Here is a 13,604-nt window from a genome sequence, read left to right as displayed (position 1 = left end):
ATGATACGGAAATATACTAATAAGTAGTTCCAATACACCAAAGAGTACATTTTATGTCTATTTCTAAACTAGGTTTATCTGCGCTACTTCTATCCTCTGTTTTCTGTATGAACGGCTGGGTAAATGCAGAGCCGTCTAATGAAGCTACGCAAAAAGTTCAAAAGGCTAATCCAGTTCAAGTTACGCCAATGCGCAGTATGATTATGGTATCTGTAAGAGATGATAGTGATTTACCTGCTGCATACCGTTGGCTATACAAATATCATGTGCCCGATAGCATTTCGCAATTCATGCCGTATGTAACTAAATATGCAACTTACCGGGCGCTCCCTGTTCCAAAAAACGGTGAAGATTATGGTACGTACAACTGGATAATGACTGAACATTATTGGTTATTAAACCCTTTTAACACTAGTGATTCAGCCACACCAAACGGCCTAGCTTTTAGCGAAGTTTATTCAAAGGAATATTTGGAACTCACACGCCAACCTAGCGATGGTGAACTTCGTCCATCAACTTGGATGGGGAGCAGAGAAGGCTACCACCCTACTGTATTTGTTTTCCTACCAATGTTCTGGGAAGACGATATTAAAGGCAGCGACCGTACTATTGAAGATGGTCCTAACTACCGTTGGACGATTGCGTTTAAATATCCAGACGGAATTAGCCAAGAAGAAGGTGACAAATGGTTTAAAGAATCTTTTGCTAAAGAACTTGCTAAGTTACCAGAAGTAAACCGAATTATATCAAGTCGTGTACTGAACACTCCACGAACCAGTCCGTTCCAGAGGGTAGCTGAAATTTGGTTTGACAGTAGTAAGCAGTGGGAAAAGGCTATGTCTGAAGTAAAAGATAAGATTAAGAAACCTTCTTGGGCGGAATATGACCAATTCCCATACATCGAACCTTATAAAGATTTTGTTGGGGAATTCTTACTTGATAGACCGGAATCAGATCATTTAACTCAATACCGTGGATATATCTCTACCCGATAAACAGTTAATTTTCCCATAAACCTAAGTTCTGCCAGTACATCGATACTGGCAGACTATTTTCTTGGAAGCCCCTAATTATTATGTATATAGAATCAACGAATAAAGTTAATCATAAGGCCATCATACTGGTTTTAGCAATGCTAACCGCCTTTGCACCATTCGCTACAGACATGTATTTGCCTGGGTTTGCTGCTATGGCCGAAACTCTGAATACTTCGACACCAAGCTTACAACTAAGCCTTTCTATATTTTTTTTAGGGTTAGCTGTCGGACAACTGTTATACGGACCAATATCAGATCGTTGGGGAAGAAAGACTCCCGTAATAACTGGCATTGCCATTTTCTTTATAGCATCAGTACTCATAATGTTTACCACTAACTATGAGCTTTTCATTGTGCTTCGGTTTATACAAAGCATTGGTGGAGCTGCCGGAATGGTAATGAGTAGGGTAATCATTCAAGATTTATTCGATCAGAAACAAAGTGCTCAAGCACTATCAACGATGATGGTGATGCAAGGAATAGGCCCCGTACTTGCTCCTATTTCAGGTGGCTTCTTAATAAGCCATTTTGCTTGGCAATCTGTGTTCTTATTATTATCTGTTTTCAGTTTCTTTTGCTTATATACGACGTTACGTTATATCCCAGAAACTTTGGTGTATAACGAAAGAAAAAATATTTCTGTCAATGATATTGCCAGACAGTTTATCAACATTCTGAAAGTTAAAGCTTTCTTGATCCCATGTCTTATTAGCTCTTTAGCCGTTTCAGTAATGTTTACCTTTATCGCAGCATCTCCAGATTTGTTTATGAAGATCTACCAATTAAACGAAACTCAATATGGATTTGCATTTGGTGTTATCGCCTGTGGCATAGTTGTTTTCAGCCAAATTAATAGACTGTTATTATCACGCTACACGCTTACTCAGATACTGAAGATGTCAATGATTTTTAGCGTAATTTTTTCTGTATTATTAATGCTATCTTTATCATCATCATCGTTAATCTACACAATGATTCCTCTATTTTTTTGTGTTGGCATGGTGCCACTAATAGCTGCAAATAGTACCGCTCTGGCAATGTCAGCTTTTCCAAAAAATGCAGGTCCAGCCTCCTCTTTAGTTGGAATAATGCAATTTGGAATGGGTTTTATCTTTAGTAGTTTACCCGGTCTATTTGGAAACAATAATACGATAGTGATGGGCATTGTAATTGTGGGGTGTTTTAACCTCTCACTTATGCTGTTTTCTCTTTTGTCATCAGCAGTAAATTACACTCATAAGTTTAAATAACTCTATGACCTTATAGATGAAGTGGACGTAACCGTTCACCAACCCCCTATTGACATGTGACCGACAGCACTGGATCCGACTTTATCTTGTTGAGTGATCATTTCCAGGGTAAGCGCCCCACGATCCCACGGGCCATTTTAGTGTGAGAAGTTCCAGGGCAACAGAGCGTCGAGAGCAGGCTCTGGCTTTGCCAGCTCTTTCATACATTTGACCATGTAATCATAGAGTATCAGCCCATTGGCTTTTGCCGTCTCGATAATGCTATACAGGACTGCGCTGGCATCAGCCCCATTCGGGGTGTTGGCGAACAGCCAGTTTTTTCTGCCAATGACCAGCGATTTGATGGCGCGCTCCGCCCGGTTGTTGTCGATAGATAAATGACCTTCGTCAACATAGCGTATCAACTTAGGCCACTGACCTAGCGTGTACTTAATCGCCTTTCCAAGCGGACTCGATTCGATAATTTTCTGCGACGTTAACCATTGATAAAGGTCATCCAACATCGGTTTTGCGTAAGCTTGTCGTTCTCGCTGTCGTTCATCCGCAACGGTGAGCTTTAATCGGGATTCAAGCGCATACAGCTTTTGGATTTTCGCCAACACCACATCCGCTTTACCCGTTTTGCCTTTCCCCTGAAGTTTCTTCGCATCGATGAACTTACGACGAGCATGAGCCAGACAACCGACATTCGTGACGTTCGTGACGTTCGTTAATCCATCGTACACCCCATAACCATCACTTTGCAGGTAGCCTGAGTAGTCACCTAAAAAGTTCACCGGACACGCTGGCGCGCGACTGTTTTGGTAGTCGAACAAGACGATGTTTTTCATCCCAGGCAGGGCCGCTTCGGGAGAGTCGCCTACAGCCACATATAACACTGTTTCTCTTCTTTGAGCACATTCAGCGGCGTCTCATCAGCTTGAACCACCACTTGCCCAAGTAAGTGAGTTTTCAGGGCTTGGTAAAGTGGCCTGAACTTTTCGCTGACTTCTATCACCCACCTTGCCATGGTGGTTCGTGACAGGTCGATCCCCGACTGAGTGAACAAAGTTTCCTGACGATACAGCGGCAGCGCATACTGATATTTACCGAGAATAATATGGGTGAGCAGGCTTTCGGTAGCGAAGCTTTTTGGGATGATGCTCTCTGGTGCTGGTTGTTGGTGAATTTGGCTTTTTTCAGCGTGTTGTTCACACTGACGACAGGCGTATTTTGGGCGAACGTATTCCAACACTTTTAGGATGGCGGGCGTGAACGCCAGTTTTTCACTGCGGTCTTCGCCGATTTTATGCAGCGTATGTTGGCAGCATGAGCACTGTTTGTCGTGCTCATCCAAGTCAAGCTCGATGATTTCACGCGGTAAGTCTTTAGGAAGGGGTTGACGCTTACCACGGCGTTTTGTGGTCATCGTTGTCGTGACCACTTCTTCTTCCACTTTAGCGGCTTCCCATTCCGCCTCATTAAAGAGGTCACCCTGTGCTTCATTATAAGGTTTTAACGCTTCTGAACGTTTAGCGAACTGGCGGTCAAGAGCGAGCTTAAACTGTTCAATTAAGGATTGGCGCTCTTGTTGCCATTGTACTTCCTTATCGAGCAGTGCTTTTCTCTCCGACATCAACGTTTTCACCATCGCTTGAAGCTCGGTGATGTCCTGGCTTTCTGGGTTCATATCAGGCGTCTTTTTCATGGCGTTGATTATACTAAAAACACCACACCAAGGCTTAGTATAACTGACTTTTATCGGAGTTAACTCATTGTAAAATCGTCTATTTTTATCGGTTTATGGCCGAACATCGTGAAGCCAGATAACAGCCTATCTAAGTCAAATTGAGTCAGAGTGTACACCTGTTTTTTCTCTTGAGTGGGCCATTTGAATTTGGCTTTTTCCAACCGTTTGTACCACAGGGCAAAGCCCGTTTTATCCCAGTACAACACTTTGACTTTGTCGCGTTGTTTATTGGTAAATAGGAACAGTGCGCCCGTGCCGAGCGGCAAATCGGTTTCAGCTTCAATAATGGCCGCCAGGCCATTGATAGACTTTCTAAAATCCACACACTCCCGATACAGGTAAACGTTCGGGGCGCTCAACATTCTCTTCATGACAGCGCTCCGATTAATTCGGCTAAGTAACGGACGGGAGTGCCTTGCGGTACGCTGAGTTCAACGTTATTTATCGATAAGGTCATATTAGCTATGGGTGTTTGAGCCACTTGGTAGCAAGTCGTTTTTTCGATAACTTCTGCTTTAACAAAGCTGCCGATATTGGCTGACTCCGTAGTTTGTAACTGTTGGCGTTTGGCATAAAAGGTAGAAAGACTTAACCCATTACGCTCACAGAAGACTCGCTGGGATAGATGACTGGATTGGTATTTTTCAAACAGAGTTTGCCATTCTTGGTCGGTACGTCGCTTTGCCATTTCAAATCTCCTTGGGGTTGGAGATTTGAGCTTATGGCGTGCTGAGGTTCATTAGAATGTGGGGTTTATGAGGCGGTTACTTAATATATGACTGAACAGAACAAAGCTACTTTAATCTCGGACCAGACTGAATTAATCATTAACCTTCTTGAGAAGAACTTTGACACTCATTTAAATATTGTATGGGCGAGTAATGCACTATTACTCGGTGCTATTGGTTGGATTATAACTTCAAAAGAAGCAAGAACCTTTCTCTCAAGATCCAGGGGCATCCATAATGCCGCCCAATCGACGATTGCATTGGTCGCATTCATTATTACTTGTTGTGGGTGACCTATAATAATTCATCTAAATTATATGAACTCATTGAAAATAAAGTGAATTTTATAAAGGAAGGCTTATTTTTTTATAACATCCCTATAACTGTCGTTGCTTTAAGAGCAGCTGTAACCTTTGTTTTATTCTTGTACTTTCTAGTAAAAAACACAGGGGCTAAAAACACATAATTGGCTCGCCGGGGGATCTAGCCTCCGGTTCCCACCAGCTTGAATATGCATAAACAATCTGAGCTGGCTCATACACCAGCACTTCAGCACTAATTTATATATTTAGCGTAACGTTGATAGTTGGCCGTTGTTATAAACGAATTGCCTGCCTCTAGCTCTAACAGAGATTGCTTACTGTAAGCCACCGAAAAACGGTCATATAAGACTTTGAGTAACAGTTCTGCTTGTTCATTCTGCTGGGTTTTCATTGACAGATGGAGCAACGCTAAGTATGCATCAGGTTGATAAGGCTGCTTAAGAATGCTGTCAACCAGCATGGTTTCCGCCAATTGAGACTCACCTAGAGCATCTTGTAAACTAGCCATTTCCACCTGAATTCGAACATCCTTAACCACTGGCTCAGGGTATGCGGCTAAACATGCCAAGGCGAGTTCGTATTTTTTTTGCTCGTAATAATACAAAAAGTAACGGGGGTGTATGGTCTTGTGTCTTGCCAAGGAACGACTCAAAGCAACCGGTAATTCTCGATTTGGTACATCATCGCGAACTCGTAGCAGAACCCCAAGTATCGAGTCTTGCTGCTGAAAGCGTTTTGGCATGAGATTATAAGTGCGTAGCATTTGATTATAGCGAGAGTCTTCTAGGTATTTAAAAAATAGACCTAAATTATCTAACTGTTTATGGGAATAAACATTAGTACTAGAACTCTCTTGTATGAAATCGAAACCACTAGAGATCCCCGCACCTAAAGCTAAATTCACAACATCAACAATAACACCGTTCAACCATGTGAATTGATAATAAGCCAAAAGGTCATGATGAGCCGCGCGGTAATAACTAATAAAAGAGCCATTATTACCGGTTTGACTGCCGATATACATCCACTCCATATCTGGCGTTTGCTTCATCCCGGTAATCATGCCTTCACTCACCGTTGAAAACAATCTGTTTAAGTTCTCTTTAGCAGTGGCGTTGAGATCCTTGGTGCCGATGAAATACTCAATCATTTTATCGTAATCTATTTTACTGGATAACGCGTCTTCGGTTTGTTGATTGAGCGCTGACTCAAAATTGAGAAAAAATTGCTCGCTATATAATTCAACTGGCTTTGCTGTGCGAGGTGCTGGTTCAGCCATCTGCCCCGTGCTCAACTCCGGCCCAGAGGTTCTCTGTTGTGTATTGGTTTGCTCGGCGTCGGTACTGGCACAGGCTTGCAGCAACACAAGCAAGAACCCGATAATCAAATGCTTCATGATCACTCTCCTTGCTCAGTGGCTTGCTTTTTATTTAATAAAAAATTAACCAATTGATTCATCGACTGATAAGCCGGATCAGAGGTGACATTGGTGATGCTATAACTAATATCTAATTGTTTTCTGGCCTCACGCATCAACTTGGCAAAGGCTCGCACACCTTTTGCATCAACTGCGGCTTGTTTATTTTGATAACGCTGTTGATAAATAAGCGTTCGATAATGGGAATCAAACGTGGCGCTAAATTTAAAATAATCATCTTCGAACAGCTGCTCATCGTTAAGCGCACTAAAATCAACATCATACGGCAAAATCAATTTTGATTGATGTGAAACGGTGATCGGCCCGCCAAGCGCATAAGCTTGGCGGCGGTCTATTTTTTTGGGAACCCTCAAGTAATAGTCCAAACTACTTGAATACAAACTGAACACCGCATCCGCTTGTTCCAATCTCCAAAAATCATCTAACACGTAGTGCTCTTTCACTTCAATGCGATTACTTATTTTGTCATCATTAATATTAATATCTTGCAGGGCTCTTAGCGCAGGATAATAGCGTTGGTAGTATTCCAAATAAGCCTGAGACAAACGTTTTATCGATTGATTCGCCATGTCATAACGAATGCGTTCCGCTTCGGTACCTGTAAAAACACTATTCACCGTCAATAGAACCGGCGATTGGTAATCGGCGGCGCGAAAGGTTTCGGATACATCCACTAAGTTATCACTAGCATTTAACTCAGGCATTGTCGTTAAGCCGGTATTTCCAGGAGCAATCACTAAAGCTTGGCCGAAGTTAGCAGGCACAATCGTTTGTAGCTGCGATGCTTGATAAGCATTCGTTGGATCAATCCAGTACTGCCGGTTTTGGTAGGTCATACGCACGATGGCATGATTAAAAGCGTTATAGCTGGGTAAGGAATCGCCAATAGTATTGCGTTTATAACTAGAGACTAAAACCGGGTAAGCTTCGACGCCAATGGCTCTTAAGGCGCGAACCAACAGTAAAGATTTGTCCTTACAGTCACCATAACGATTATCAAACACTTGCGAAGGTTGATGGGGGCGGTGAGAATTTTCGGCAATTTCAATCCCCAAATAACGGACCTCTTGCTGCGCAAAGGCAATCGCTTTTTCAATCGCTAATTGAGTGGGCTTTGTCTTTAAGTCGGCTAGCCACTTTGTAAATGCAGGAGAGTCATCTTCTGGCAAATTAAATAACTGCTCTGCCCAGTTAGACACTTCTTGCCATGTTTGAAAGCTAGTGACTTGCCAAAAAGGATAGACATTATCCCAACTGGGAGCCTGACCATCTTCATCATAAGCAGGAACATCTTCAAGATGAACCGAATAACGCAAAGCATTGGCCAACGACTCAACTTTAACCTTGGTATCCAAATTCACCACTTGGGTAGAGAGCGGTCGGGCCTTCGGACTGACAACGCTAACCCAAACCTGGGCAACATTATCTCTCCAGCCCAAACCAAAAGTTTGGCTAAAGTTGCCTGCAAAGACTGGATTTTCGCCAATCACGCTAAAACTATAATCAATAATGTCACCTGCGCGAACGTCTTTTAGCCATAACTGTAACTGCTTTTCCCCTGAATAGAGTTTATTGTGTTGTTCCGTTTCCAAATCAATTAAACGAATATCTTTAGTAAACAAGCGATTGAGCTTGTGATGCTGACGATGAATTTCAATATGGTGTAATTCTATGCGTTGAAAATCAGGATTGAAGGTGATTTTAATATCCGAGTTATCTTCTATTCCCCTAACATCATTCACTTGCAAACGAAGATGCCGATAAAAATGAACCTGCTTGGTTTTTAGATTCACTTGGGTATCGGTGACTAAAAAATTAGCCGACGGTAGCCTTTTATCTGAAACTTTACTGGCGACTGCCGGATGTTGTACCACCCACTGTGGCACAGTGCTCACTCGCCAAAATGGCGACTCGGCGGCCTGAGACGAATTAAGTACAACGAACTGAAATAAAAACAAAAATAAGATAATAATTGGTCGACAGGCTGGCACTGCAAATCCTTGCACATAGTGATAAGGCTCCATACTAGTAACAAAGAAGTAAAAATTAAAGTCGAGTTTCAAGGTAAAGTTAAAATCGAAGCGGTAGCCCCTGCAGATGACGACATCACTAGCAGACAAGTCTTTTTAACAAAACGCCAATCTTAAGCCACAGATGTAACGCAGCAAAACCAAACCTTCTATTTTGTTTAATCGTTTGCTGTAAGTTGCCCATCGACACTTCACCGAACACCCAAGAATTATTTATTGCACAATTCTTGCTTATTTTGTTTTAATCTTCGTCTCATGCAATGAGCAATCAGCATCCCATTCAAAGACATCAACTGATTTGTCTTGATTGTTGGTCATACAACACGCAAGGAGTACCTTTTGGAATATATTCAGCTATTCAGTTTTATTGTCGTCACCAGTCTCTTGGTGATCTCCCCGGGCCCCAACGGTTTATTGATATCAAAAACGGTTCCTACATCCGGTAAAAAAGCTGGCTTTTTAAATATCGCTGGTTTTGTTGCGGCTTTCTATCTGCATGGATGTGTTTCCATTTTTGGACTTGCCGCGCTGCTATATCAATCTGCGACCGCGTTTATGCTGCTCAAAATTGTCGGCGCAATCTATCTTACTTGGATAGGGCTAAAGTCGCTATGGGCGGCCTATAAGCCAAAACCGTCATCATCTGAAGACGCAACTACACTCAGTCCCCCGCTCACAACACTAACTAAGCGCAACGCATTTTGGGAAGGTTTTTTAACCAACGCTCTCAATCCCAAAGTTTCGATGTTCTATCTTGCGGCTTTTCCACAATTTATTCCAAATCACCAGCAAGCCATTGTTTATGCCTTGTTACTGGTCACGGTGCATGCTTTGATCGCCCTACTTTGGTTCTCTTCACTAGTAGTATTGATGTCGAAACTCTCCAGCATGGTGAATAAAGGCTTGTTTCAAGGTCTACTCAAGAGCATCACAGGCTTAGTGTTTATTGGATTTGGCGCCAAGCTACTGATGTTAAATAATAAGTAGATACCGCACGCCAAAATTAATTTCGCGGTTGGGGCGAGTGTTATGCCATATAGGGGGCAACATGCGGACCCCACATCGCGTGAGCGCGAACCAGCGGCGCTTCCCAAAGCACGGTGGATCGAAAATACAGAAACATAGATATATCGGTTATTGAAGCCCAAATATACACTTCAACTATGAAATATTTCCGCTGATAAACTGAATCTATCGAGATAAAATACTACAAATAAGCTATAGTGCTTGGCTTGATTTTCTCATCAACAAAGTTGTTGGACGCTCGAGCCAGCAAAACTGGCTGATGAGCCTTGTGATTTGGCTAAGGTTAACAATTCATGATCCACACACCCGCTATTTTCTTTACCCGTCGTCCGGTTGTATTTGGCTTAGCCATTTTATGTACCCTACTTTGGGGCAGTGCCTATCCCGCCATTAAAACTGGCTACCAATTATTGGCCATCGCCCCCCATGACATCGCTTCACAAATGGTATTTGCTGGTGAGCGCTTCCTGCTAGCCGGTATCTTATTACTGATACTCGCCCGCATCATGGGTAAACATCGTTTTGGGATGAGCATCAAGAAAATGCGGCAAATTGCACTACTCGGTGTAAGTCAAACCAGTTTCCAATATGTTTTCTTCTATATTGGCCTCGCCTTTGCGAGCGGTGTAAAAGCGTCGATTTTGAATGCTACCGGGACCTTTTTTAGCGTGATTCTAGCGCACTTCATCTATAAAAATGATCGTTTAAGTCATCGCAAGTCTATTGGTTGCTTGGTTGGTTTTGCGGGGGTCTTTTTGGTTAATTTTAATGGGTCATTACTCAACTTTGAATTCAGCCTGGCGGGTGAAGGCTCCATTGTTTTGGCCGCGTTTATCCTCGCGGCGGCCTCTATCTATGGCAAAAAAATCTCTCAAGAGATCGACGCAATGCTGATGACAGCCTGGCAATTAGCAATTGGTGGCTTAGTATTACTCGCCTTGGGTTTCGCCTTTGGTGGAAAACTTGGCCAGTTTGACCTTGCTAGCAGTCTATTACTTTTTTATTTGGCCTTGTTATCTTCGGCTGCCTTTGCACTTTGGAGTACTTTACTCAAATACAATTCAGTAGCCATGATCACCGTGTTTAACTTTTTGATCCCAGTATTTGGCAGCATGCTTTCAGCATTATTTTTAAATGAATCGATTTTAGAATGGAAATATTTACTGGCTTTAGCGTTGGTCTGTTCAGGGATCTATCTGGTCACTCGCCTTCCCAGCGCCGCGACCCGCAAACAGGCCATGGCGGAGGAAGTCCCTCAACCAGATAACTAGCCAAACAAACAAGGGAGATGTCGACCAATACGTCATCTCCCCGAATGTTATAAAGTCTGTTGATTAAGACTTGATGCTCTAAATATACAGCAGTTAAGCCAGTATAGGCGCATCAAAATCGGCTGGTTCATCACTATAAGCACGTACCAGCGCATCTTCCACCAAGCCAGTTTCGGCTACACAATGGGTTTGAAAGAAATCTTGAATTTCCTGGCGCTCACAGTGCGCCTCAAAGCTGGCTTGATCGGCCCAAATTTCGTGAAAGGCGATTGGATAACCGTCGGCAGGCGCGAAAGGATTATCGATTTTCCGTGTCACCGTATACTGGATACAGCCATCTTCACGCGCAGCATTAGGTTCTAAAGCTTGCAGCACCTTAAATAACTCATTCTCTTTACCTGCTTTAGGTTTAAACATCGCAACGCAGTAGATTTTCTTAGACATTGAGCTTTCCTTATAAAATTGCGAGCCAAACTCGCGGTACATAGACAAATTACCGATAAATAATAAGGCTTTATACCGCCAAAAGCTGTAACTAATTACACTTTAATAAATAGCTAACACGCTCGATAACATTCCGTTTGTTGCGCCAATAAGCGTTGATAAGCAAGCGCTTGCCGAAGTGCTTGTGGGCCTTGGCACCAGTTGTAGTTAAGTTCTGCCCACAGCGGGTCGCTGACCCGCATGCCTAAAGCTTGCAGATACACCTCTTGAGCCAATACATACTGGGTTTTATAAGGCAGCAACACGCCACCTTGCGATACTTGCAAGTGTAGTGCTTCAGAATAAGAGGCACACCAGTGATTAAGCAGACTCAGGCAGGGTTTGGCATGCCAAAACTTACCCGCATCCTGGTGGCGGGTTAGGGATTGCTCACAACTGAGTATCAACTGGGCCTGCTGCCAGTCTTTAAATCCAGCTTGGCGCGCCAATAACAGCAAGGCATGTTTGAGTTGTGGCGGATTACCCCTGCTTAAGACTAATAATGAGCGGTGTTCGGCTGTGTCCGGTGACTTTTTAAGCCAAAGCTTGGCGCGAATTTTTAGTTCTTCAGTCGCAGATAACATCTATATGTTTCCCAAATACTTAATTTGTTTCCCGCAGAACAATATTCAGAATGACATACAGTGTCGATATTGAGGTTTGTCTGTTGCGCTTTAGCCTATAGCGTCAACTTAACAGACGGGTTGGGGTGAGTTCCTCTTGGCGGGTAGGCGCCCCCTAGCACCTGCCCGCTATTTTGCCAAAACTATAATACTTTCTCAAGTACGAAAAATTCAACTCACCGCAGAACTCGGCTGCGATACAGCCTCCGAGGAAACAGTGCTTTGTTCTTCGGGTAATAACAGGCTTAAGAAAATCGCCATTAAGCCACCCGAAGTGACTGACGAGCCAAAAATATTTTGTACTAACTTAGGCGCATGCTGAAGTAAATTAGGTACTAGAATCACACCGAGCCCCACCCCGAAGGAGACCGCCATAATCAACAGCTTACGACGATTCAATTGATCGCTGGCCAAGATCTTAACACCGGCAGCCGCCACCGTTCCAAACATCACTAAAGTAGCCCCACCTAACACTGGTTTAGGTATGAGCTGTAGCACCGCCCCCAACATGGGGAACAAGCCCAGAATTACCAAGATAGCGGCAATGTAATAACCTATATAACGACTGGCGACACCCGTGAGCTGGATTACCCCATTATTCTGGCTAAAGGTGGTATTTGGAAAAGTATTGAAGGTTGCCGCTAACATTGAATTAAACCCATCGGCTAATACCCCTGACCGGATCCGCTTTAAGTAACCATCGCCTTTAATTGCTTGCTGCGAAATAATGCAGTTAGCAGTAATATCCCCTGCCGATTCAATAGCAGTAATGAAGTAAATCAAGGCTACTGGAAGAAAAGCGACCCAATCAAAGCTAAAACCATATTTAAAAGGCACCGGAATGCTAACCCAAGGCTGTGCGGTAATTGAACTGCCGTCCAATTTACCCATCGCTAAAGCAATCAAGGTCCCCACGACCAGTCCAATCACAATAGACGATAACCGTAACCAAGCGTTATTGGAGCGATTCAACATAATAATTGTGAGTAATACGATAGCGCCAAGGCTTAAATTTTGGAAACTCCCAAAGTCTGGCGCATTGAATCCACCCGCCAGATCGGTCATGCCCACTTTGATCAACGATATACCAATGATGGTAATGACAATACCAGTAACCAAAGGGGTGATGATTTTTTTCATTTTGATCAGCACTTGAGATAGGAAAATCTCGATAAATGCTCCCAAAAAGCAAACCCCAAAGATTAATGACAATATCTGCTCAGGCCCCCCGCCTTGGCTTTTAGCGATAAATCCCGCTGCCAATACCGAGCCCAAGAAGGCAAAGCTGGTGCCTTGCACGCAAATCATGCCCGCACCAACGGGACCAATTTTTTTCGCCTGAATAAAGGTGCCAACCCCAGATACCATCAGTGCCATACTAATCAAGTAAGGAATATGTGCACCGAGTCCAAGCACTCCTCCTATCACCAAAGTGGGGGTAATAATCCCCACAAAACAAGCCAGCACATGTTGCAGGCCCGCGAAAAATGCCTGACTCACTGGCGGACGATCGTCCAGTTCAAATAGTAACTCTTGTGAAGAGGTGTTTCCGTTTTCGCTAGTCATAACTAACTCCCTGTCAAAAAAACTCACGCGCATCAAAAAAGTTGACCACTAAGTCAGCTTATTAACGCAAGGAACCTGCCAACAAAGTAAGCTTGCAAAC

Annotated in this window: 11 protein-coding genes and 1 pseudogene; 4 read left to right on the top strand and 8 right to left on the bottom strand. The window is 43.3% G+C overall.

What is annotated here, in order from left to right:
* The first annotated feature begins 53 nt into the window (after positions 1-53).
* Together ACRRS1_RS07620 and ACRRS1_RS07615 are read left to right on the top strand one after the other, a co-directional pair.
* Positions 54-995, top strand: coding sequence for a hypothetical protein (locus ACRRS1_RS07620; protein ID WP_432462892.1), 942 nt, complete (start codon positions 54-56; stop codon positions 993-995).
* An 80-nt stretch (positions 996-1,075) separates the two neighbouring features.
* A complete protein-coding gene (locus ACRRS1_RS07615; RefSeq protein ID WP_432468067.1) occupies positions 1,076-2,287 on the top strand; it encodes a multidrug effflux MFS transporter in 1,212 nt (403 codons plus the stop codon).
* A gap of 137 nt (positions 2,288-2,424) precedes the next feature.
* Here the strand turns inward: ACRRS1_RS07615 and tnpC are convergent.
* The 5 genes and pseudogenes from tnpC to ACRRS1_RS07590 all read right to left on the bottom strand — a co-directional run bounded on the left by tnpC (position 2,425) and on the right by ACRRS1_RS07590 (position 8,511).
* A pseudogene (tnpC, locus tag ACRRS1_RS07610) lies at positions 2,425-3,974 on the bottom strand (IS66 family transposase).
* Between the two features lie 59 nt (positions 3,975-4,033).
* Positions 4,034-4,387 (bottom strand): IS66 family insertion sequence element accessory protein TnpB, encoded by a 354-nt coding sequence (tnpB, locus tag ACRRS1_RS07605; protein WP_432468068.1) that lies wholly within the window; start codon positions 4,385-4,387, stop codon positions 4,034-4,036.
* Positions 4,384-4,704 carry an IS66 family insertion sequence element accessory protein TnpA gene (tnpA, locus tag ACRRS1_RS07600; protein WP_432462890.1) on the bottom strand — a complete coding sequence of 107 codons (321 nt, stop codon included), beginning with the start codon at positions 4,702-4,704 and terminating at the stop codon, positions 4,384-4,386. Before tnpA ends, tnpB begins: the two co-directional genes overlap by 4 nt.
* Before the next feature lie 595 nt (positions 4,705-5,299).
* Positions 5,300-6,463: a hypothetical protein gene (locus ACRRS1_RS07595; RefSeq protein WP_432468069.1), complete on the bottom strand. Its 1,164-nt coding sequence runs from the start codon at positions 6,461-6,463 to the stop codon at positions 5,300-5,302.
* 2 nt (positions 6,464-6,465) lie between these two features.
* Positions 6,466-8,511, bottom strand: coding sequence for a DUF3857 domain-containing transglutaminase family protein (locus ACRRS1_RS07590; RefSeq protein WP_432462887.1), 2,046 nt, complete (start codon positions 8,509-8,511; stop codon positions 6,466-6,468).
* 363 nt (positions 8,512-8,874) lie between these two features.
* Between ACRRS1_RS07590 and ACRRS1_RS07585 the strand changes: the two genes are divergently transcribed.
* Together ACRRS1_RS07585 and ACRRS1_RS07580 are read left to right on the top strand one after the other, a co-directional pair.
* The gene (locus tag ACRRS1_RS07585) at positions 8,875-9,522 is read left to right on the top strand and encodes a LysE family translocator (RefSeq protein ID WP_432468071.1); all 648 of its coding nucleotides are present in this window, start codon (positions 8,875-8,877) and stop codon (positions 9,520-9,522) included.
* A 332-nt stretch (positions 9,523-9,854) separates the two neighbouring features.
* Entirely contained in the window at positions 9,855-10,832 is a 978-nt protein-coding gene (locus tag ACRRS1_RS07580; RefSeq protein WP_432453766.1) for a DMT family transporter, read from the top strand.
* Between the two features lie 93 nt (positions 10,833-10,925).
* Here the strand turns inward: ACRRS1_RS07580 and ACRRS1_RS07575 are convergent, their stop codons facing one another.
* From ACRRS1_RS07575 to ACRRS1_RS07565, 3 genes are all read right to left on the bottom strand, one after another.
* Positions 10,926-11,276 carry a putative quinol monooxygenase gene (locus ACRRS1_RS07575; RefSeq protein WP_432459032.1) on the bottom strand — a complete coding sequence of 117 codons (351 nt, stop codon included), beginning with the start codon at positions 11,274-11,276 and terminating at the stop codon, positions 10,926-10,928.
* Positions 11,277-11,389: 113 nt separating this feature from the next.
* Entirely contained in the window at positions 11,390-11,899 is a 510-nt protein-coding gene (locus ACRRS1_RS07570; protein ID WP_432468073.1) for a hypothetical protein, read from the bottom strand.
* A gap of 210 nt (positions 11,900-12,109) precedes the next feature.
* On the bottom strand, positions 12,110-13,504 hold the full coding sequence (locus ACRRS1_RS07565; RefSeq protein ID WP_432459030.1) for a uracil-xanthine permease family protein: 1,395 nt from the start codon (positions 13,502-13,504) through the stop codon (positions 12,110-12,112).
* Positions 13,505-13,604 lie beyond the last annotated feature (100 nt).

This window comes from Agarivorans sp. Z349TD_8 (assembly GCF_050870825.2).
Lineage (GTDB): Bacteria > Pseudomonadota > Gammaproteobacteria > Enterobacterales > Celerinatantimonadaceae > Agarivorans.
The sequence above is the reverse complement of the archived record's forward strand: the minus strand, read 5'-3'. Positions and strand labels throughout refer to the sequence as shown.